Here is a 20,086-nt window from a genome sequence, read left to right as displayed (position 1 = left end):
ACAAAACCCCTCTTTACCGCTTTACCGATTCTTCGGACGCCCCTTTCCGATATCTTCGATGCGCACGATGCCGTGCCCCTCGGCGGTCGTGCGCGGCACGGCCTTCCATGCGTGGCCGTAGATCACCTCGAACGTCAGGGCAATCGTGCCGTCCGCGCGCCGGCGCGCTTCCAGCGCGTCGCCGAGCGCCGCGCGAAAGCGCCGCGCCGCACGCTGCGGCACCGCGCGGTCGAACGGATAGGCGCCCCAGCGGCGCACGTCGGCCAGCAGGGAATCGGGGGTCTTGTACGTGACGGTCAGCACTTCCTGGTCCATCACCGGAATCTCGAAGCCGCTCTCGACGAGCATGTCGCCGAGGTCGTGCATGTCGACGAAATCGACGACGCGCGCGGCCGGCGGTGCGATGCCGAGCGCCGCTTCGGCGTCCGCGCAGGCCGCGCGCAGCTCGCGCAGCGTGTCGGGGCCGAGCGTGCTGAACATCAGCAGGCCGTTCACGCGCAGCACGCGCTGCCATTCAGGGAACACCGTATCGGGACGCGAATGCCAGTGCAGCGCGAGATTCGACCAGATCAGGTCGAACGCGCCGGCCGCGAACGGCAGCACCGAGAAGTCGGCCTGCGCGACGCGCGGGCCGCGCTGGCCCAGCGCCCGGCCGAGCGACGCGGGCAGCCAGCGGCGCCAGCTCGCCTGCTCGACCTCGCGCTGGCCCGCCCGCGCGAGCATCGCGCCGGACAGGTCGACGCCGAACACCGGGGCTTCGGGAAAGCGCGCGCGCAGCGCCGGCAGGTCCTCACCCGGGCCGCAGCCCGCGTCGAGCACGGCCGCGGGGCTCACCTTGATGTATTCGAGACGCTCGTTCATCCGCTGCGCGATCTCGCGCGGCAGGAACGCGACCGCGTCGAACGCGGCGGCGCGGCGATCGAAGATCCGCCGCAGACGCCGGGCGTCATTGGCCGGACGGCCGGTTGAAGTCGAAGCTGGGGACATGTCGGGCACACTGGCGAAGAGCCCGAAGTATACTCGCTCGCCTCGCAGCCTTCATCGAGACGGGGCCGCCAGGAGTGTTCGCGATGGATCGCAGTTCCGCCCCGCGCCCGATGCGCGTCGTTTTGTCGCAGGTTCGCGCGCTGGCCGTGCGCGTCGTCGCACTCGCATTGCCGAATCGGTGCGCGCTGTGCGGCAATTTGTCACATCCGGTGATTTGCAGCGCCTGCGACGCCGCGTACTGGAACGAAGCGCGGCTGCGCTGCGACGTCTGCGCGGTGCCGCTGGGCGTCGGGCGGCCGCGGCCGCGCGGAGCCCGCGGCCGGCACGGCGGCGCCGGCTCCGCGTCCGCGTACCGTTGCGAAGCATGCCGCGCGACGCCGCCGCCGTTCGATGCGACGCTCGCGCTCGCCGATTACCGCGCCCCGCTCGACGGGCTCGCGCGCGGCCTGAAGTTTCATGCGCGGCTCGCGCTCGGCGCGGAATTCGCGGCCCGGCTCGCACAGCGGATCGACGACACGGACGCGCTGCGCGCCACCGGCGGCTTCGACGTGATCGCACCGGTGCCGTTGTCGCACGGACGGCTCGTCGCGCGCGGCTACAACCAGGCGTGGGCGATCGCGCGGCCGCTCGCGCGCCGGCTCGGCGTGCGCGCCGACGCGGCGCTGCTGGCACGCGTGGCCGAAACCGCGCCGCAATCGCGGCTCGACCGGCGCGCGCGGCGCGACAACGTGCGCGCGGCGTTCGCGGTGGCGGGCGACCTCACCGGCCGCCACGTGGCACTCGTCGACGACGTGATGACGTCCGGCGCGACGCTCGCGGCGGCCGCGCAGGCATTGAAGGCGGCGGGTGCCGCACGCGTGACGAATCTGGTTGCGCTGCGCACCGCCAGGGATTAATTAGATAGAGAGGCCGGCCGGCCGCCCGCGCGCGGCGCCGGCCGTCACGAACCGGCCGGCCGGGACGGAGTGCACGCCGCTCCGCCCCGGCCGGCCCAGCCAGACCCAACCATGTTCAACGTCGTCCTCGTCGCCCCCGAAATTCCGCCGAACACCGGCAACGTGATCCGCCTTTGCGCCAACACCGGCGCGCGCCTGCACCTGATCGAGCCGCTCGGCTTTCCGCTCGACGACGCGAAGATGCGCCGCGCGGGCCTCGACTATCACGAGTACGCGGAAATGCGCGTGCACCGCGACTGGGACGCGTTCGTCGCGACCGAAGCACCCGATCCCGCGCGAATGTTCGCGTTCACGACCCGTGGTTCGGGCCGCTTCCACGACCATGCATTCGTGCCGGGCGACTGGTTCGTGTTCGGCTCGGAAACACGCGGCCTGCCGGCCGAGGTGCTCGAACGCTTCCCGAACGAACAGCGCGTGCGCCTGCCGATGCGGCCGGGCAACCGCAGCCTGAACCTGTCGAACACGGTGGCGGTGGTCGTGTTCGAGGCGTGGCGCCAGGCCGGCTTCGAAGGCGGCGCCTGATGCGCCCGCCCGGCCCGCGCCGCGCGGCCGGATCCGCTCACGCGCTAGATACGCGCGAGCCGCGCGCGATACAGGTCGTAGATGTCGGATGAAAAGCACGCGAACACCACGCGTGTGAGGTTCGGCGCCTGCGGCAGCATTTCGGCGACCGTGCCGACCGCGATGTCGACGGCCTCCTCGGCCGGATAGCGGTAAACGCCGCAGCTGATCGCCGGGAATGCGATCGAGGTTGCCGCAACCTCCTCGGCCAGCTCGATCGCACGCCGGTAGCACGCCGCGAGCAACTCGGGCTCGCCGCGCCCGCCGCCGTGCCACACCGGGCCGACCGCATGAATCACGTAACGGGCCGGCAGCCCGTGGCCGCGCGTGAGCTTCGCGTCGCCGGTCTCGCAGCCGCCGAGCGTGCGGCACTCGGCGAGCAGGCCCGGGCCGGCCGCGCGATGGATCGCGCCGTCGACCCCGCCGCCGCCGAGCAGCGAACCGTTCGCAGCGTTGACGATCACGTCGACGTCGAGCGTCGTGATGTCGACGCGTTGCGCGTCGAGCGTGGTGGAACCGATCTGCAGCATGGCACCCTCCCGAAACGCCGGAGACTGTTCAAGCGTAGTGCGCTTTGGCGCCGCCCGCTTTGCGCGAGCGCGCCCAGCCGCAAAAAATCGGTGTGATTCGTCGGTGTGTCGGCGTGATTCGTCGGCGTTATTCAGCGCGCGCGTCGCGCCGCAGCAGGCCGCTGACCGCATCGCGCGGTGCGACGCCGTCGAACAGCACACCGCACACGGCTTCGGTGATCGGCATTTCGATCGCCTGCGCGCGCGCGAGCGCGAGCACGGCCTGCGCGCAGCGCACGCCCTCGGCCACATGGCCGAGCGCGCCGAGGATGTCGTTCAGCGAGCGGCCGGCCGCCAGTTGCAGGCCGACCGTGCGATTGCGCGACAGGTCGCCCGTCGCGGTGAGGATCAGGTCGCCGAGGCCCGTGAGGCCCGTGAAGGTTTCCGCACGGCCGCCGAGCGCGACGCCGAGGCGCGACATTTCGGCGAGACCGCGCGTGACCAGCGCGGCGCGCGCGTTCAGCCCGAGCCCGAGGCCGTCGGCGATGCCGGTCGCGATCGCCAGCACGTTCTTCACCGCGCCGCCGACCTCGACGCCGACCACGTCGTCACCCGTATAGATCCGCATCGCGCCGTGATGGAACGCGGCGAGCGTGCGCTCGCGGCATTCGGCGGACGTGCTTGCGACCGTCAGCGCGACGGGCAGCGCGAGCCCGACCTCGCGGGCGAAGCTCGGCCCCGACAGCACGCCGTTGCTGTGCTGCCCCGGCAGCTCGGCCGCGATCACCTGATGCGGCAGCAGATGCGTGTCGGCCTCGAAGCCCTTGCAGACCCACACGACATGCGCGGGCACGCAGCCCGCGTCGCGCATCGCGCCGAACAGCGTGCGCAGCCCGGCCACAGGTGCGGCGATCACGCACAGCGCGTCGTCCGCGGCGCCGTGCGCGAGCGCAGCGCCGAGATCGGCGTCGTAGCGCAGCGCATCGGGCAGCGCGATGCCGTCCAGATAGCGGGAATTTTCGTGCCGGGCCTGCAGCCCGGCGATCAGCGCGGCGTCGCGCGCCCAGAGAAGCGTATCGTGCCGCGCGGCCAGATGGCCCGCGAGCGCGGTGCCCCAGGCACCGGCGCCGAGAACGGCTACTTTCATACCCAGCACCGGTCCGGAGTGAAACGTCAGTTCAGCGTCGAGCCGTTCGGCGCGCCTGCCGCACCGGCCTGCTGCTGCTGAAGCTGCGCGAGACGCTGCTCGTACAGCGCCTGGAAGTTGATTTCCGCCAGGTGGATCGGCGGGAAGCCCGCACGCGTGATCGCGTCGGCGATGTTCGAGCGCAGGTACGGAAACAGGATCGTCGGGCAGGCGATGCCGACGAGCGGGTCGAGCTGTTCGTCGGGAATGTTGCGAATGTCGAAAATGCCGGCCTGCTTCGCTTCGATCAGGAACGCGACCTTGTCCTTCACCTTCGCGGTGACGGTACCCGACACGACGACTTCGAAGACGCTTTCCGCGAGGCGTTCGGCCTTGACGTCGACTTCGACTTCAACCGACGGCATGTCCTGCTCGAGGAAGATCGCCGGCGAATTCGGCTGCTCGAGCGACATATCCTTCAGGTAGACGCGCTGGATGTTGAAGAACGGTTGGTTTTCGACGTCGGACATGGTGTTTCCCTAAAAGTGGTGACGGGGCGGCCCGGCTTCACGCCGGCCGCCTCGGTTGAATCCTGCGCGCCCAAGCCGCGGCGCGGCCGGCGGCCATTCTGCCCTAATCAGGCCGCTTGCAGAAGCGGCGCGAGCCCGCCTTCGCGGTCGAGCTTCGACAGATCGTCGTAGCCGCCGACGTGCGTGTCGCCTATATAGATTTGCGGGACCGTGCGACGGCCGGTGCGCGTCATCATTTCCTCACGGCGGGCCGGATCGCGGTCGATCAGCACCTTTTCGATCTGCTCCACGCCGCGCAGCTTCAGCAGGCGCTCGGCCTGAATGCAATACGGACACACCTGCGTGCTGTACATCAAAACCTTGCTCACTTCGCCACTCCTTGTTTGACGACCGGCATCCCGGCCTGCTGCCAGGCGGCGACGCCGCCCTCGAGCACGTGTACCTCGGCATAGCCTGCCGCCTCGACCTCGCGCGCCGCCTTCTGCGACTGCTGGCCGTTCTGGCAGACGAGCAGCACGGGGGTGCTCTTGTTTTTCGCGACCTGCGCGATTTTCGCGCCGATCTCGCCGGCGGCGAGCTGGCGCGCCGACGGCAGGTGGCCGGCGGCGAAGTCGGACGCGGTACGCAGGTCGATCACGACCGCGTTGCGGCGATTGATGAGCTGCGTCGCCTCCGCGGCCGACAGGCCGCCGCGGCCGCGGCGCAGGGCCGGCCAGGCGAGCAGGCCGCCGGAAACCAGCAGGATCGCGATAAGGGCCAGGTTCGTGTAATTGGTAAAGAACGTCACGGAATGCCGCCGGAAAAAGAGAAATCGGATGAGGACAATCTCGCCATTATAAAATAACCGCCTTGCGCGATGGCGGACCCGGGTCGGGTACCGCGCGACGCGCCCCGCTTCCCTATCACTACCGACCGCAAGATCCATGTACAAACTCGTTCTCATCCGCCACGGCGAATCGACGTGGAACAAGGAAAACCGCTTCACCGGCTGGGTCGACGTCGACCTGACCGAACAGGGTCGCAACGAGGCCTACCAGGCCGGCGAATTGCTCAAGGAGGCCGGCTACACGTTCGACCTCGCCTACACGTCGGTGCTCAAGCGCGCGATCCGCACGCTGTGGCACGTGCAGGACAAGATGGACCTGATGTACCTGCCGGTCGTCCACTCGTGGCGCCTGAACGAGCGCCACTACGGCGCGCTGTCGGGCCTGAACAAGGCGGAAACGGCCGCCAAGTTCGGCGACGAGCAGGTGCTCGTGTGGCGCCGCAGCTACGACACGCCGCCGCCCGCGCTCGAGCCGACCGACGAGCGCGCGCCGTTCGACGACCCGCGCTACGCGAAGGTGCCGCGCGAGCAGCTGCCGCTCACCGAATGCCTGAAGGATACGGTCGCGCGCGTGCTGCCGCTGTGGAACGAGTCGATCGCGCCGGCCGTCCGTGCGGGCAAGCAGGTGCTGATCGCCGCGCACGGCAACTCGCTGCGCGCGCTGATCAAGTACCTCGACGGCATTTCGGACAGCGACATCGTCGGCCTGAACATCCCGAACGGCGTGCCGCTCGTGTATGAGCTCGACGAGAACCTGAAGCCGATCACGCACTACTACCTGGGCGACCAGGACGCGATCGCGAAGGCGCAGGCCGCCGTCGCGAAGCAGGGCAAGGCGGGCTGATACCCGTCGTGCCGGGCGGGCCGCCTCGCGCGGCCTGCCCGGCCGCTCCGGCGCGCGGGCGCGAACCTTCGCGGCCCCGGTGCTGTCGAACCCGCTTTCGAATCCGCTGCGCATCCGGCGCCCCCGCCGGGACCGGGCTCCCGGACCATTTCGCACCGGTCCACTGAGCAATCGGGCGAACAGTTATACTTGTCCGCTACATCCCCGCTACCGCCACGCGCTTCCCGACCGCACCAGACTCTCTATGCGAATGAAATTGAAGAACATCGGCCTGATTGCCGCGGGCCTCGCCACGGGCGTATTCGCCACGCTGCAGGTTTCGGCGTCGGCCGAGCAGACCGCCACGGCACCGCTTCCCCTCGACCAGCTCCGCCTGTTCGCGGAAGTGTTCGGCCAGATCAAGCGCGAGTACGTCGAGCCGGTCGACGACAAGAAGCTGCTGACGGCGGCGATCAAGGGCATGGTGTCGAGCCTCGACCCGCACTCGTCATTCCTCGACAAGACCGACTATGACGAGCTGCAGGAGCAGACCAAGGGCCGCTTCGCGGGCCTCGGCATCGAGATCTCGCAGGAAGACGGCCTCGTCAAGGTGATCTCGCCGATCGAAGATACGCCCGCGTTCCGCGCCGGCATCCGTCCGGGCGACCTGATCACCCGCATCAACGACAAGCCGGTGCGCGGCATGACGCTCGACAAGGCCGTCAAGCAGATGCGCGGCGAGCCGGGCACCAAGGTCACGCTGACGATCTTCCGCAAGAGCGACGACCGCACGTTCCCGATCACGGTCACGCGCGCGATCATCCGGGTCCAGAGCGTGAAGATGAAGCTGCTCGACCCGGGCTACGCGTATATCCGGATCACGAGCTTCCAGGAGCGCACGACGCCCGATCTCGCCGCGAAACTGCAGGACATCGCGCGCCAGCAGCCGAACCTGAAGGGCCTGATCGTCGACCTGCGCAACAACGGCGGCGGGCTGCTGCAGAGCGCGGTCGGCGTCGCCGGCGCGTTCCTGCCGCCCGACTCCGTCGTCGTGTCGACCAACGGCCAGATCCCGGATTCGAAGCAGGTCTACCGCGATACCTACGACAACTACCGCCTGCCGTCCTTCGACGGCGATCCGCTGAAGAGCCTGCCGCCGATCTTCAAGACCGTGCCGATGGTCGTGCTGACGAACGCATACTCGGCGTCCGCGTCGGAGATCGTCGCCGGCGCGCTGCAGGATTCGAAGCGCGCGCAGATCATGGGCAAGACGACGTTCGGCAAGGGCTCGGTGCAGACGGTCCGTCCGATGACGGCCGACACCGCGCTGCGCCTGACGACCGCCTACTACTACACGCCGAGCGGCCGTTCGATCCAGAACAAGGGCATCACACCCGATGTGCCGGTCGATCAGTATGCGGACGGCGATCCGGACGACGTGCTCGTGACGCGCGAGGTCGACTACACGAACCACCTCGCGAACACGCAGGACCCGAACGAGAAGAAGGAACAGGAAGAGCGCGAGCAGCGCCGGATGGACCAGCTGCGCGTCCTCGAGGAGCAGAACGACAAGAAGACGCCGGAGCAGCGCCAGAAGGACCGCGATCGCAAGCCGATCGAGTTCGGCAGCACCGACGACTTCATGATGCAGCAGGCGCTCAACAAGCTCGAGGGCAAGCCGGTGCAGGAATCGAAGTCGCTGCTCGCCGAGAGCACGACGAAGAGCCCTGCGGCCAAGGCCGCGTCCGCCGCGAAGGCGTCGGGCGCGAAGGCCGCCGCACCGAAGCCCGCGTCGGCACCGCAGTAAGCGCCGGCCGGCATCCGACGGGCCATCGCGGGAAGACCGCGATGGCCCGTTTTTCATGTGCGCCTAGAATACGCAGATGGACGCAGAGGCGTCCGCGCCGCCGCCGGCGGCATGCCTCACCCGACCTCTCCCATGAACGACGATCAACTCCTCCGCTACTCCCGCCACATCCTCGTCGACGAAATCGGCATCGAGGCGCAGCAGCGCTTCCTCGACGCGCATGCGATCGTCGTCGGCGCCGGCGGTCTCGGCTCGCCGGCCGCGATGTATCTCGCGGCGTCCGGGGTCGGCACGATCACGCTCGTCGACGCCGACACGGTCGACCTCACGAACCTGCAGCGGCAGATCCTGCACGTGACGGCCTCGGTCGGCCGCAGCAAGGTGGAATCGGGGCGCGACGCGCTCGCGCAGCTGAACCCGGAAGTGACCGTGCGTGCGGTCGCGGCGCGCGTCGACGATGCGTGGCTCGACGCGCACGTGCCGCAGGCAACCGTCGTGCTCGACTGCACCGACAATTTCGCGACGCGCCATGCGATCAACCGCGCGTGCGTCGCGCACGGCGTGCCGCTCGTGTCGGGCGCCGCGCTGCGCTTCGACGGCCAGATCAGCACGTTCGACTTCCGCGACCCGGCCGCGCCCTGTTACGCGTGCGTGTTTCCGGAGGACCAGCCGTTCGAGGAAGTCGCGTGCGCGACGATGGGCGTGTTCGCGCCGACGGTCGGGATCATCGGCGCGATGCAGGCCGCCGAAGCGCTGCGCGTGATCGGCGCGATCGGCACGACGCTCAACGGGCGGCTGATGATGCTCGATTCGCTGCGCATGGAATGGACGACGATGAAGATCGCGCGCCAGGCCGACTGCCCCGTGTGCCAGGGCCGGCACTGACGCGCGCGGGATGCACGAACGCATGCGCCGAGCGGCGCATGCGTGACGTTTCGCTACCCGCGCGACGCGCGCGACGGTTTCGCCGCGCAGTCCGCGCCGCCTAGGCAGCCGCGTCCGCGCGCGGTTCCGCGACCGACAGGCGCTGGAGCGCCGCCTGCACTTCCTCCGGCTCGAACGCGGCCAGCACGTCGGCCGTCGGCTTCTCGAGCGCCTTCAGGTGCGCGCGCAGGATCTCCTGCTTCACGACCAGCAACTGGCTCGGGTGCATCGAGAACTCGGTGAGCCCCATCCCGAGCAACAGGCGCGTGAGCGCCGGATCGCCCGCCATCTCCCCGCACACCGACACCGACACGCCCGCACGCTTCGCTTCGCGCAGCGTATAGGCGATCAGGTGCAGCACCGCCGGATGCAGCGGGTCGTACAGGTGGGCGACCGCATTGTCCGCACGGTCGATCGCGAGCGTGTACTGGATCAGGTCGTTCGTGCCGATCGACAGGAAATCGAAGCGCTTCAGGAACAGCGGCAGCGCGATCGCCGCGGCCGGGATCTCGATCATCGCGCCGACGCGCACGTTCGGATCGTATGCGAGCCCCGCGTCGTCGAGCTGGCGCTTCGCCTCGCGGATCAGGTCGAGCGTCTGGTCGATCTCCTGCGCATGCGCGAGCATCGGGATCAGGATCTTCACCTGCCCGAACGCGGACGCGCGCAGGATCGCGCGCAGCTGCGTGAGGAACATCTGCGGCTCGGACAGGCTCCAGCGGATCGCACGCAGGCCGAGCGCCGGGTTCGGCGCCGTCTCGTAGCCTTCGTCGAGCGCCTCGAGCGGCTTGTCCGCGCCGACGTCGATCGTGCGGATCGTCACCGGCATGCCCTTCATCCACTCGACCGCGCGCTTGTACGCGGCGAACTGCTCCTCCTCCTCGGGCATCTCCTTCTGATGCATGAACAGGAACTCGGAGCGGAACAGCCCGACGCCGACCGCGCCGGCCTCGACCGCCGCCTTCGCGTCGTCGGGCAACTCGATGTTCGCGTAGAGGTCGATCTTCGTGCCGCACAGGGTTTGCGTCGGCGAGAACTTCAGGCGCTGCAGCTTGCGCTGTTCGAGCAGCTTCTCGGACTGGCGGTACGAATATTCCTCGAGGACGATCGGCGCGGGATCGACGATCACGATCCCCTGGTCGCCGTCGACGATGATCAGGTCGTCCTGGCGGATCAGCGAACTCGCGTGCTGGACGCCGACCGCGGCCGGAATGCCGAGGCTGCGCGCGACGATCGCCGTGTGCGACGTGCGGCCGCCGAGATCGGTGACGAACGCCTGGAACGACTGCGACTTGAACTGCATCATGTCGGCCGGCGCGATGTCGTGCGCGACGACGATCATCTCGTTCTGGCTGTGCGCGGCCGCGCGATCGAGCGCCTGCGACGCCGACGGCGCACCGGCGAGCGCCTTCAGCACGCGCTCGACCACCTGCTCGATGTCGGCCTTGCGCTCGCGCAGGTATTCATCCTCGATATCGTCGAAGTGGCGCGTGAGCAGCTCGAGCTGCTCGGTCAGCGCCCATTCGACGTTGTAGCGTCGCGTGCGGATCAAGTCGATGGTTTCCTGCACGAGCATCGCGTCGCTCAGGATCATCATGTGGACGTCGATGAACGCGCCCACTTCGGTCGGGGTATCGTCGGTCAGGTCGGCGCGCAGCGCGTCGAGTTCGCGATGCACGACCTCGCGCGCCGTGCTGAAACGCTCGACCTCGGCGTCGATCTGGTTCGCCTCGACCAGGTAATGGGCGACGTCGAGCGCCGCCGGCGCGATCAGATACGCTCGCCCGATCGCGATACCACGTGAGACGGGAATGCCATGCAGCGTGAAGGACACGCGCACCTCCTCTGTACATGTAAAGCCGCGGCACACTGCTGCGATGCGCTTATGACCCCGGTTAGCGATTATAAATTCCGTACCTCCGTGCTGGCTGCATGCAGCGCAGCATTGCCATTTCCGCATCAATGCTGCGGACGAAAAAAATGCCGCGACATACGCGGCATTCTGCTTCGAAACGGCAACGATCGCGGGGCAGGCCCCGGATCACTGACCTTCGCCGAACTTGTCCGCGATCAGCTTGAGCAGCGCGTCCATCGCCTCGCGCTCGTCCGGACCTTCGGTCTCGATCGTCACGCTGCTGCCGATGCCCGCCGCGAGCATCATCACGCCCATGATGCTCTTCGCGTTGATCTTGCGTCCGTTGCGCGTCATCCAGACTTCCGACTGGAAGTTGCCGGCCAGTTGCGTAAGCTTGGCCGATGCGCGCGCATGGAGCCCCAATTTGTTGACGATGGTGGTTTCTTGTTGAAGCATGATTCTCGGTCGGATCGGTCGAGGCCGCCGGCGACGTGCGTCGGCGGGTCGGTCTAAAACGGAAAACGGGACGGTCAGTGCGATTCGGTGCGCGGTTGCGGCTCGGGCGGAATCGGCGCGCACTGGCCGCAGCCGGTTTCCGACGGCGGCGGCGGCGTGCCGGCCGACACCTCGTGGACGCCCTTCGCGCCGCCGGACAACGCCTTGTCGACGAGCTTGTCGAGCGGCACGGTACGGTAGCAGACGGCGCGCACCAGCATCGGCAGGTTCACGCCCGCCAGCACGCGCACGTTGTCGAGCTTCGCGAGCTGGCCCGCGATGTTCGCGGGCGTCGCGCCGTACATGTCGGTCAGCACGACGACGCCGTTCTCTTCCCTGAGCCGCGCGAGCTCCGCGTGCGCGAACGCCATCACCTGGGTCGGGTCGCTGTCCGCCAGCACGTCGATGCAGCCGATGCGCGCGGGCACGCCGCCGTAGATGTGCGCGATGCAGTCCCGCAGCGCGGTGGCGAGCGGCGCGTGCGCGATGATCAGAATCCCGGCCATGTCAGACTGCCCCCGGCCGCCCCTGGCGGGCCGACGCCCCGCAGCGGGGCAACGAGCATAGCGAGTAAGGGAAACGTTTCATGTTCAGCCTTGCAACGGTTTCGGCCCGACCGCCGGGCCTTCGGCGCGCTGGTCGCGGCACCGGGCAAGCGGGCATTGTAGCAGGCCGGTCGAACCGCTCCGGCGACGGGGGGCCTGCGCGGCCGCCGCCGGGCTTGCGCGGAAAGCGGGCTACGCGGCCGCCCGCTCCAGCGCGTCGATGAACATCGCGGCGACGTCGAAACCCGTCTGCTCCATGATTTCGCGGAAGCACGTCGGGCTCGTCACGTTCACCTCGGTCAGCCAGTCGCCGATCGCGTCGAGCCCGACCAGCAGCAGCCCGCGCGCGGCGAGCACCGGCCCGAGCGTCGCGGCGATCTCGCGGTCGCGCGGCGTCAGCGGCTGCGCGACGCCGAGCCCGCCCGCGGCGAGATTGCCGCGCACCTCGCTGCCCTGCGGAATCCGCGCGAGCGAATACGGCACCGGCTCGCCCGCGATCAGCAGAATGCGCTTGTCGCCCGCCGTGATCTCGGGAATGAACTTCTGGATCATCAGCGAGCGCGTGCCGTCGTGGCCGAGCATCTCGATGATCGCGCCGAGATTCATGCCGTCGGCCTTCACGCGGAACACGCCCATCCCGCCCATGCCGTCGAGCGGCTTCACGATCACGTCGCCATGCTCGGCATGGAAAGCACGCAAGCGCGCGGCGTCGCGCGTGACGAGCGTCGGGGCGACGAACTGCGGAAACTCGCCGATCGCAAGCTTCTCCGAGTGATCGCGGATCGACTGCGGCTTGTTGAACACGCGCGCGCCCGCCCGTTCGGCAAGCTCGAGCATCCAGGTGGCCGTCACGTATTCCATGTCGAACGGCGGATCCTTGCGCATCAGCACCGCGCCGAACGACGTCAGCTGACGCGATTCGTGCGCGGCCGCCTCGAACCACGGATGACGATGCAGGTCGGCCGTGTCGCCGACGATCGTCACGCGCTGCACGTCCGCCTCGACGCCCGAGCCCGTCCATGCGAGCTGGTGCGGCTGGCACGCGTACACCGCATGCCCGCGCCGCGCGGCCTCCGCCATCATCGCGTAGGTCGAATCCTTGTAGATCTTGAAGCGCTCGAGCGGGTCGGCGATAAAGAGAATGTCCATGCGGGTCCTGTACGTAGCGAAGCCGTTACACCTGGATGGCTTCGGGATCGGTCTTTTCCAGTTCGATCGACGACGCGATCAGCGACAGGCGCGCGACGACGCCGTACATGTAGAAGCGGTTCGGCGGCGCAGCGCCCGGCTTCGCGCCGGCATCCGGCAGCGCGGTGTGCTCGAAGCCGAGCGGCACGTAGTGCATGCCGGGCGCGTTCAGGTTCTGGTCGCGCTCGCGGCCGCCGTGCGTGCGGTAGAAACCGCCGACCACGTAGCGGTCGATCATGTACACGACGGGCTCGGCCACTTCGTCGCCGACGCGCTCGAACGTGTAGACGCCTTCCTGGACGATCACGTCGCGCACCGCGAGGCCGGCCTTCGACTCGGCCATCTGCGCGCGCTCGGCCTTCGACATGCGGCCGATCTCGGCCGCGTCGTGCACGGTCATCACGCCGCGCCCGGCGGTGCCCGCGTCGGCCTTCACGACGACGTACGGCTTTTCGCTGATGCCGTATTCGCGATACTTGCGCGCGATCTTCTTCAGCACGCCGTCGATCGCGTCGGCGAGCGCCTGCTCGCCTTCATGCGCCTGCCAGTCGACGCCTTCGACGTGCGCGAAATACGGATTCACCATCCACGGATCGACGCCGACCATCTTCGCGAACTTCTTCGCGACGTCGTCGTAGCACGAGAAGTGCGTCGACTTGCGGCGCACGGCCCAGCCCGCGTGCAGCGGCGGCAGCAGGTACTGCTCGTGCAGGTTCTCCAGCACGGCGGGAATCCCGGCCGACAGGTCGTTGTTCAGCAGGATCGAGCACGGATCGAAATTCTTCAGGCCGAGGCGGCGCTGCGAACGCTCGAGCGGTTCGAGCACGATCTTCTGGCCGTCGGCCAGCGTGATCGGCGTCATGTCGGTGATGCTCGGGTCGAGCGAGCCGAAGCGCACGTTCAGGCCGGCCTGGCGCATGATCGTCGCAAGCCGTGCGACGTTTTCCAGGTAGAACGCGTTGCGGGTCGGCAGCTCGGGAATCACGAGCAGGTTCTTCGCGTCCGGGCAGATCTTCTCGATCGCGGCCATCGCGGCCTGGACGGCGAGCGGCAGCACTTCGGACGGCAGATTGTTGAACGCGCCGGGGAACAGGTTCGCGTCGACGGGCGCCAGCTTGAATCCGGCGTTGCGCAGGTCCACCGAACAATAGAACGGCGGGGTGTGTTCCTGCCATTCGAGCCTGAACCAGCGTTCGATCGCAGGCGTCGCGTCGAGGATCTTCTGCTCGAGCTCGAGCAGCGGACCGTTCAACGCGGTAACGAGGTGGGGAACCATGAATCACTCGCGAGCGGGAGAATGAAGATTGTAGAGCAATTGCCTCGCCCATTTGGGGATTGTTCCCGGCTTCACAAGGATATGGAGGAAGTTTTCGGCTATTGACCCGATAGCGTGAAGGGTTATGCGCTACGGCAGCACGCGGCAGGAGAAAAAAAGCCCGCCGGGTGGGCGGGCCGAAGTCGCTGCGCTCATTCGTGGCGGGCGCCGTCTGCGCGGCGGCCCGCCGTCATCCTTATGACTTATTCGACATGTTCGCCGTGCAGGATCACGTCGAGGCCCTCGCGCTCTTCCTCTTCGGACACGCGCAAGCCCATCGTCAGGTCGATCAGCTTCAGCAGCACGAAGCTCAGCACGCCGCTGTAGACCAGCGTGATCAGCACGCCCTTCGCCTGCAGCAGCAGGCTGCCGTCGAAGCCGCCGATGTCCTTGACCGCGAACACGCCCGTCAGCAGCGCGCCGAGAATCCCGCCAATGCCATGCACGCCGAACGCGTCGAGCGAATCGTCGTAGCCGAGCTTCGACTTGAGCCACGTGGCCGACCAGAAGCAGATCACGCCCGCCGCGATGCCGATCGCGAGCGCACCGGCGACGCCGACGAAGCCGGCAGCCGGCGTGATCGCCACGAGACCCGCGACCGCGCCCGACACGATGCCGAGCACCGACGGCTTGCCCTTCGCGATCCACTCGGCAAACATCCAGCCGAGCGCCGCGCAGGCGGTCGCCACTTGCGTCGTCAGCATCGCGAAGCCGGCACGGCCGTCAGCCGCGACCGCGGAGCCCGCGTTGAAGCCGAACCAGCCGACCCACAGCATCGAGCCGCCGATCATCGTCAGCACGAGGTTGTGCGGCGCCATCGATTCGCGGCCGTAGCCGACGCGCTTGCCGAGCACGAGGCACGACACGAGGCCCGCGATACCGGCGTTGATGTGCACCACCGTGCCGCCCGCGAAGTCGAGCACGCCGTCGGCCGACAGCCAGCCGGTCGGCTCCCACACCATGTGCGCGATCGGCACATAGACGATCAGCGACCAGAGCGTCATGAACACGAGCATCGCCGAGAACTTCATGCGATCGGCGAACGCGCCGCAAATCAGCGCCGGCGTGATGATCGCGAACGTCATCTGGTAGACGAAGTAGACCGATTCCGGAATCGTCGACGCGAGATGGCTGACGGTCAGCGTCGTCGCCTTGTCGCCCTTCACGTAGGCCATCCCGTGCAGGAACACGCGCGACAGCCCGCCGATGAAGCCGTTGCCCGGCGTGAACGCGAGGCTGTAGCCCACCACCGTCCACAGCACCGTGATCACCGCGGTGATCGCGAAGCTCTGCATCACGGTCGCGAGCACGTTCTTCTTGCGGACCATGCCCGCGTAGAACAGTGCGAGACCGGGGATCGTCATGAACAGCACGAGCGCGGTGGACGTCAGCATCCACGCGGTGTCGCCGGCACTGATCTTCGACGAATCGACGGAGAACGGCTCGGTCGGTGCAGCGGGTGCGGCCGGCGCGGACGCGGCGGCGGCGGCCGATGCGTCGGAGGCGGCGCCCGAAGCGGGTGCGGCGGCAGCGGCAGGTGCCGATGCGTCGGTGGCGGCCGGCGCCGAAGCGGCGGGAGCCGCGGCTGCCGATGCATCGGACGCCGTGGCGGCGGGCGCGGACGCAGCCGCGGCGGAGGCCGCGTCGTCGGCGAGCGCGGGACCGACGCCAGCCGCGATCAGCGAGCCGGCCATCAGCAGGGACATCAGAAGTTTGCGCATCTCGGGTTTCCTCTTGTCGCTTGTCTTGGTCTGTTACAGCGCGTCTGCGCCGGTCTCCCCGGTCCGGATCCGGATCACTTGCTCGATCGGCGTGACGAAGATCTTCCCGTCGCCGATCTTGCCGGTGCGGGCGGCGCGCTCGATCGCCTCGACCGCCTGGTCGACGAGATCGTCGGATACGGCCGCCTCGATCTTCATCTTCGGCAGGAAATCGACCACGTATTCGGCGCCCCGGTACAGCTCGGTGTGCCCCTTCTGGCGCCCGAACCCTTTCACCTCGGTGACCGTGATGCCCGAGACGCCGAGCGCGGAGAGCGCTTCGCGCGTCTCATCGAGCTTGAACGGCTTGATGATTGCGGTAATCAGTTTCATGAAGTCCTCTCGCAGGTTGGTCCCGTCGAATTGGTTGGAATGGTGTGACCGTCTCTCCTCAGCAACTCGCATGCCATGTTCGCGCGAGCACCGCCTCGAACGGCTCGGAAACGGGGTTGCATCGCGTGCTGAAAGGTACGGAAAGGTGCGGAAGCCCGGCCGAATGGCCAACGTGGCCCAGGTTTGCTAGCGCGCCGAAAGGATCATTGCTAGAGTGCACGCACGTCCCGGATCACCGGGCCATTCACCCATGCGGGCGCCATGCCCGGAATTCGCGCCGCGGGCGCACCATTTCCGGTCATGCGTGCATCATGGGCACGTACGCAACTGAAGATGCACATTTTTTGTGCAAGGAAGGGAAATCTCATGAAGCAACCCAGCGATGTTTTCAACGACCTGCAGTCGCGCGTCAGCGACCTGCTGAAAAACTCGCCGGCCAAGGATGTCGAGCGCAACGTGAAGGCCATGCTGTCGCAAGGCTTCTCGAAGCTCGATCTCGTCACGCGCGAGGAGTTCGACACGCAGGCACAGGTGCTCGCCCGCACCCGCGTGCGTCTCGAGGAACTCGAGAAGCGCGTCGCGGAACTCGAGCAGAAGCTCGCAGCGTCCCAGGCCTGACGCCCCACCCGACCGACAGGTCCGGGCGCGGGCCGCCTCGTGCGGCCCGCGCCTGATACCCGAAGTCGGCCGGTCAGCCGTTTCGTCGTTTCGTCGTTCTTCGCAATCCCCCGCTCTTCGCTGTTCCTCGCTCTTCTCTGTTCTCCGCTCTTCGCTCTTCGCTCTTCGCTCTTCGCTGTTCGTAGCGCTTCGCTGTTCGTCGTTCCTCGTTCTTTTCCGCGCCACGCCGGCAAGCGCGCACCGATTCCTCCGATTCCCGCGGCATGCGGCCCGAATGGCCGTTGCCCGTCCGATTCATTTACAGGAGCCTCGCCATGTCGCTCGCCGTGGTGCGCAGTCGCGCGCCGGCGGCCGGCCGCGCGCCGGACGTCACCGTCGAAGTCCATCTTGCCAACGGGTTGCCGTCGTTCTCGATCGTCGGCCTGCCCGATCTCGAAGTCCGCGAAAGCCGCGAGCGCGTGCGCGCCGCGCTGCAGAACTGCGGATTCGACTTCCCCGTCAGGCGCATCACCGTCAATCTCGCGCCGGCCGACCTGCCGAAGGAGTCCGGCCGCTTCGACCTACCGATCGCGCTCGGCATCCTCGCCGCGAACGGCCAGCTCCCGGCCGATGCGCTGGCCGGCCGCGAATTCGCGGGCGAACTGTCGCTGACCGGCGCGCTGCGGCCGATGCGGGGCGCATTCGCGATGGCGTGCGGCGCGGCACGGGACTGGCGCGCCGCGCCGACTGGAGCGGGCTTCGGCTCCTGCGCCGCGGAGACCGGATCTGGCTTCGGGCCCGCCGCCGCGGGGACCGGCGCGGGCTTCGGGTCTTGCGCCGCGGCCGTCGCGCCGTCCGGGCCGGCGGTCGCAGCCCGTCCGCCCGAGCTGTACCTGCCGCTCCACAGCGCGGCCGAGGCCGCGCTGGTGCCGGGTGTCACCGTGTTCGGCGCGCCCGACCTGCCCGCGCTATGCGCGCACCTGGCCGGTGCGCCGGATGCCCGGCTCGCGCCGGTCGAGGCGCCCGGCCTCGACGGCGTGCCGGCGCCGGCCGCCCCCGATCTCGCGGACGTCGTCGGCCAGCGCGGCGCCCGGCGCGCGCTCGAAGTCGCCGCCGCGGGCGGGCACCACATGTTGATGATCGGGCCGCCCGGCGCCGGCAAGTCGATGCTCGCCGCGCGCCTGCCCGGCCTCCTGCCGCCGCTGACCGACGACGAGGCGCTGGCGTCGGCCGCGCTCCTTTCCGCGAGCCGCATCGGCTTCTCGCCCGCGCACTGGCGGCGGCGCCCGTTTCGCGCGCCGCACCACTCGTCGAGCGCCGCCGCGCTGGTCGGCGGCCGCAACCCGCCGCAGCCGGGCGAGATCACGCTCGCGCACCTCGGCGTGCTGTTTCTCGACGAGCTGCCCGAATTCGACCGGCACGTGCTGGAGATGCTGCGCGAGCCGCTGGAAGTCGGCCGCATCACGATCTCGCGCGCGGCGCAGCAGGCCGACTTCCCCGCCGCGTGCCAGCTGATCGCCGCGATGAATCCGTGCCCGTGCGGCTGGCACGGCGATCCGTCCGGGCGCTGCCGCTGCACACCGGACGTCGCCACGCGCTACCTGCGCAAGCTGTCGGGGCCGCTGCTCGACCGCATCGACATCCAGATCGACCTGCCCGCGCTGTCGCCGGCCGAACTCGCGTCGCGTGCGACGGCGCCCGGCGAGCCGAGCGCCGCGGTCGCCGCGCGGGTCGCCCAGGCGCGTGCGCTGCAGCTCGACCGGCAGGGCAAGACCAATCACATGCTCAGCGGGCGCGAGACCGACGACCTGTGCCGGCCGACCGACGACGGCGAGCGGCTGCTGCGCGAGGCCGGCGAGCGCTTCGGCTGGTCGGCACGCGCGTATTTCCGCGTGCTGAAGGTCGCGCGGACGATCGCCGACCTGGCCGGCGACCCGTTACCGACGGCTGCGCAGATCGCCGAGGCGATCCGCTACCGGCGTGCGCTCACGGCACTATGAATGCCCGCGGAGGACAAAACATGACTGTCAAGACTTGACTTATGCACAATTTCACGAATCCGGCCCCTGATCGCCCTGCGCGGGCACCCCTTCGTCACGAGATTCGTATCCCTTTGTTTTTATTGATTTTTCAGAAATGAAGGCCCCGCTGTCAAATGCGCCAGAAGGCCGTCCGGCGCGGCTGTGCGGGCGATTCGGTCAACTTTTCAACAAAGTTATCCACATGCGCTGTGGATAGCCGAAAAATCCCCGCAAAATCCGGCGATTAGCGTCGAAAGCTGCGAATGAACTTTCAATTGTCATGAAGTGTCTGAGCGCCTTCTCCGGCCGCTGTTCAGTCGAGTTTGAACGAGCCGAAAAACTGGTCGAGCTGCTCCTGCGCGAGCGGCCCGTCGGCGATCACGACGGCCTGGTACGCGTGCCGCCCGCGCGTCACGAGCCGCGCGATGATCATCTTGCGCGAGTGGTCGCCGCCGCTGGCCGCCCCCGTGATGCGCAGCTCGAGCCCGTTCACCGCGCCGCCGGCTGCGAGCGGCACCGGCACCGAGGCCGTCTGCGGCATGCCTTCGAGATTGCGCGACAGCCCGGAACGCAGGAACTCGAGCGCCGCGCGGCGCGTGTCGTCGCGCTCGTCGGGCAGCGTCAGCGTGCCGACCGCGAATACCGCGCCGTCGACGTGCGCAGCCTGCATCCGCATCGGCATCGACGCGCCGCCGACCGCCACCGGCTGGTTCTCGACGGTCGGCTTCGCCGGCAGGTCGATCGTGTAGCCGGCGTCGTTGTGCAGCGTACGCCAGTCATATGACGGCGAGCACGCGGCCAGCGCCGCGCTCACGCACGCGAGCGCGGCGAAGTGTCGCAGCGGACGAAAAAGGGGGCGCAACGAATCGATGACTTCCTTCGGCATGGCAGTGATGGGGACAGGCAAAAGGCCCATTATCCGCCGAAG

21 protein-coding genes are annotated in these 20,086 nt (G+C 68.5%); 7 read left to right on the top strand and 14 right to left on the bottom strand.

All coding sequences use genetic code 11. The annotated features are described in order from the left end of the window. Window positions 1–21: 21 nt before the first annotated feature. Window positions 22–987, bottom strand: coding sequence for a methyltransferase domain-containing protein (locus tag U4Y91_RS21810; protein WP_321806820.1), 966 nt, complete (start codon window positions 985–987; stop codon window positions 22–24). Window positions 988–1,070: 83 nt separating this feature from the next. Here U4Y91_RS21810 and U4Y91_RS21805 point away from each other — a divergent pair, with 83 nt between their 5' ends. Continuing rightward, window positions 1,071–1,883, top strand: a complete 813-nt coding sequence (locus U4Y91_RS21805; RefSeq protein ID WP_321806819.1) for a ComF family protein — start codon at window positions 1,071–1,073, stop codon at window positions 1,881–1,883. Between the two features lie 111 nt (window positions 1,884–1,994). Beyond that, entirely contained in the window at window positions 1,995–2,465 is a 471-nt protein-coding gene (gene trmL, locus U4Y91_RS21800) for a tRNA (uridine(34)/cytosine(34)/5-carboxymethylaminomethyluridine(34)-2'-O)-methyltransferase TrmL (protein WP_321806818.1), read from the top strand. A 44-nt stretch (window positions 2,466–2,509) separates the two neighbouring features. On the opposite strand, the gene U4Y91_RS21795 is transcribed toward trmL, so the two are convergent. The 5 genes from U4Y91_RS21795 to U4Y91_RS21775 all read right to left on the bottom strand — a co-directional run bounded on the left by U4Y91_RS21795 (window position 2,510) and on the right by U4Y91_RS21775 (window position 5,456). Further along, window positions 2,510–3,034, bottom strand: coding sequence for an O-acetyl-ADP-ribose deacetylase (locus U4Y91_RS21795; RefSeq protein WP_321806817.1), 525 nt, complete (start codon window positions 3,032–3,034; stop codon window positions 2,510–2,512). 127 nt (window positions 3,035–3,161) lie between these two features. Continuing rightward, window positions 3,162–4,160: an NAD(P)H-dependent glycerol-3-phosphate dehydrogenase gene (locus U4Y91_RS21790; RefSeq protein ID WP_044848223.1), complete on the bottom strand. Its 999-nt coding sequence runs from the start codon at window positions 4,158–4,160 to the stop codon at window positions 3,162–3,164. Between the two features lie 26 nt (window positions 4,161–4,186). Then, window positions 4,187–4,669 carry a protein-export chaperone SecB gene (secB, locus tag U4Y91_RS21785; protein WP_017334323.1) on the bottom strand — a complete coding sequence of 161 codons (483 nt, stop codon included), beginning with the start codon at window positions 4,667–4,669 and terminating at the stop codon, window positions 4,187–4,189. Between the two features lie 107 nt (window positions 4,670–4,776). Next, window positions 4,777–5,037, bottom strand: coding sequence for a glutaredoxin 3 (gene grxC, locus U4Y91_RS21780; protein WP_124615792.1), 261 nt, complete (start codon window positions 5,035–5,037; stop codon window positions 4,777–4,779). After that, the gene (locus U4Y91_RS21775; RefSeq protein WP_044848225.1) at window positions 5,034–5,456 is read right to left on the bottom strand and encodes a rhodanese-like domain-containing protein; all 423 of its coding nucleotides are present in this window, start codon (window positions 5,454–5,456) and stop codon (window positions 5,034–5,036) included. Before U4Y91_RS21775 ends, grxC begins: the two co-directional genes overlap by 4 nt. Window positions 5,457–5,592: 136 nt before the next feature. Between U4Y91_RS21775 and gpmA the strand changes: the two genes are divergently transcribed. The 3 genes from gpmA to U4Y91_RS21760 all read left to right on the top strand — a co-directional run bounded on the left by gpmA (window position 5,593) and on the right by U4Y91_RS21760 (window position 9,010). Further along, window positions 5,593–6,339 carry a 2,3-diphosphoglycerate-dependent phosphoglycerate mutase gene (gene gpmA, locus U4Y91_RS21770; protein WP_321806816.1) on the top strand — a complete coding sequence of 249 codons (747 nt, stop codon included), beginning with the start codon at window positions 5,593–5,595 and terminating at the stop codon, window positions 6,337–6,339. Window positions 6,340–6,583: 244 nt separating this feature from the next. Beyond that, on the top strand, window positions 6,584–8,125 hold the full coding sequence (locus tag U4Y91_RS21765; protein WP_321806815.1) for a S41 family peptidase: 1,542 nt from the start codon (window positions 6,584–6,586) through the stop codon (window positions 8,123–8,125). A 132-nt stretch (window positions 8,126–8,257) separates the two neighbouring features. After that, on the top strand, window positions 8,258–9,010 hold the full coding sequence (locus U4Y91_RS21760) for a HesA/MoeB/ThiF family protein (RefSeq protein ID WP_321806814.1): 753 nt from the start codon (window positions 8,258–8,260) through the stop codon (window positions 9,008–9,010). Window positions 9,011–9,110: 100 nt separating this feature from the next. Here U4Y91_RS21760 and ptsP read toward each other — a convergent pair whose 3' ends face one another. From ptsP to U4Y91_RS21725, 7 genes are all read right to left on the bottom strand, one after another. Continuing rightward, on the bottom strand, window positions 9,111–10,883 hold the full coding sequence (gene ptsP, locus U4Y91_RS21755) for a phosphoenolpyruvate--protein phosphotransferase (RefSeq protein ID WP_321806813.1): 1,773 nt from the start codon (window positions 10,881–10,883) through the stop codon (window positions 9,111–9,113). A 207-nt stretch (window positions 10,884–11,090) separates the two neighbouring features. Further along, a complete protein-coding gene (locus tag U4Y91_RS21750; protein WP_006752075.1) occupies window positions 11,091–11,360 on the bottom strand; it encodes an HPr family phosphocarrier protein in 270 nt (89 codons plus the stop codon). Between the two features lie 74 nt (window positions 11,361–11,434). Then, window positions 11,435–11,905 carry a PTS sugar transporter subunit IIA gene (locus tag U4Y91_RS21745; RefSeq protein ID WP_044848229.1) on the bottom strand — a complete coding sequence of 157 codons (471 nt, stop codon included), beginning with the start codon at window positions 11,903–11,905 and terminating at the stop codon, window positions 11,435–11,437. A gap of 231 nt (window positions 11,906–12,136) precedes the next feature. Continuing rightward, a complete protein-coding gene (gene gshB / locus U4Y91_RS21740) occupies window positions 12,137–13,093 on the bottom strand; it encodes a glutathione synthase (RefSeq protein WP_124520704.1) in 957 nt (318 codons plus the stop codon). Between the two features lie 25 nt (window positions 13,094–13,118). Continuing rightward, a complete protein-coding gene (gene gshA / locus U4Y91_RS21735) occupies window positions 13,119–14,408 on the bottom strand; it encodes a glutamate--cysteine ligase (RefSeq protein WP_044848231.1) in 1,290 nt (429 codons plus the stop codon). Window positions 14,409–14,650: 242 nt separating this feature from the next. After that, a complete protein-coding gene (locus tag U4Y91_RS21730; protein ID WP_321806812.1) occupies window positions 14,651–16,168 on the bottom strand; it encodes an ammonium transporter in 1,518 nt (505 codons plus the stop codon). Window positions 16,169–16,201: 33 nt separating this feature from the next. Continuing rightward, window positions 16,202–16,540, bottom strand: a complete 339-nt coding sequence (locus U4Y91_RS21725; RefSeq protein ID WP_006398175.1) for a P-II family nitrogen regulator — start codon at window positions 16,538–16,540, stop codon at window positions 16,202–16,204. A 366-nt stretch (window positions 16,541–16,906) separates the two neighbouring features. On the opposite strand from U4Y91_RS21725, the gene U4Y91_RS21720 reads away from it, so the two are divergent. After that, on the top strand, window positions 16,907–17,158 hold the full coding sequence (locus U4Y91_RS21720; protein ID WP_006398174.1) for an accessory factor UbiK family protein: 252 nt from the start codon (window positions 16,907–16,909) through the stop codon (window positions 17,156–17,158). 314 nt (window positions 17,159–17,472) lie between these two features. Beyond that, window positions 17,473–19,137 (top strand): YifB family Mg chelatase-like AAA ATPase, encoded by a 1,665-nt coding sequence (locus U4Y91_RS21715; protein WP_321806811.1) that lies wholly within the window; start codon window positions 17,473–17,475, stop codon window positions 19,135–19,137. A 334-nt stretch (window positions 19,138–19,471) separates the two neighbouring features. On the opposite strand, the gene U4Y91_RS21710 is transcribed toward U4Y91_RS21715, so the two are convergent. Beyond that, window positions 19,472–20,044, bottom strand: a complete 573-nt coding sequence (locus tag U4Y91_RS21710) for a hypothetical protein (protein ID WP_321806810.1) — start codon at window positions 20,042–20,044, stop codon at window positions 19,472–19,474. Window positions 20,045–20,086: the final 42 nt, after the last annotated feature.

This window comes from Burkholderia sp. BCC1993 (assembly GCF_905339865.1).
Taxonomy (GTDB): domain Bacteria; phylum Pseudomonadota; class Gammaproteobacteria; order Burkholderiales; family Burkholderiaceae; genus Burkholderia.
Note: the sequence above shows the minus strand (reverse complement) of the source record. Positions and strands in the feature narration are given on the sequence as shown.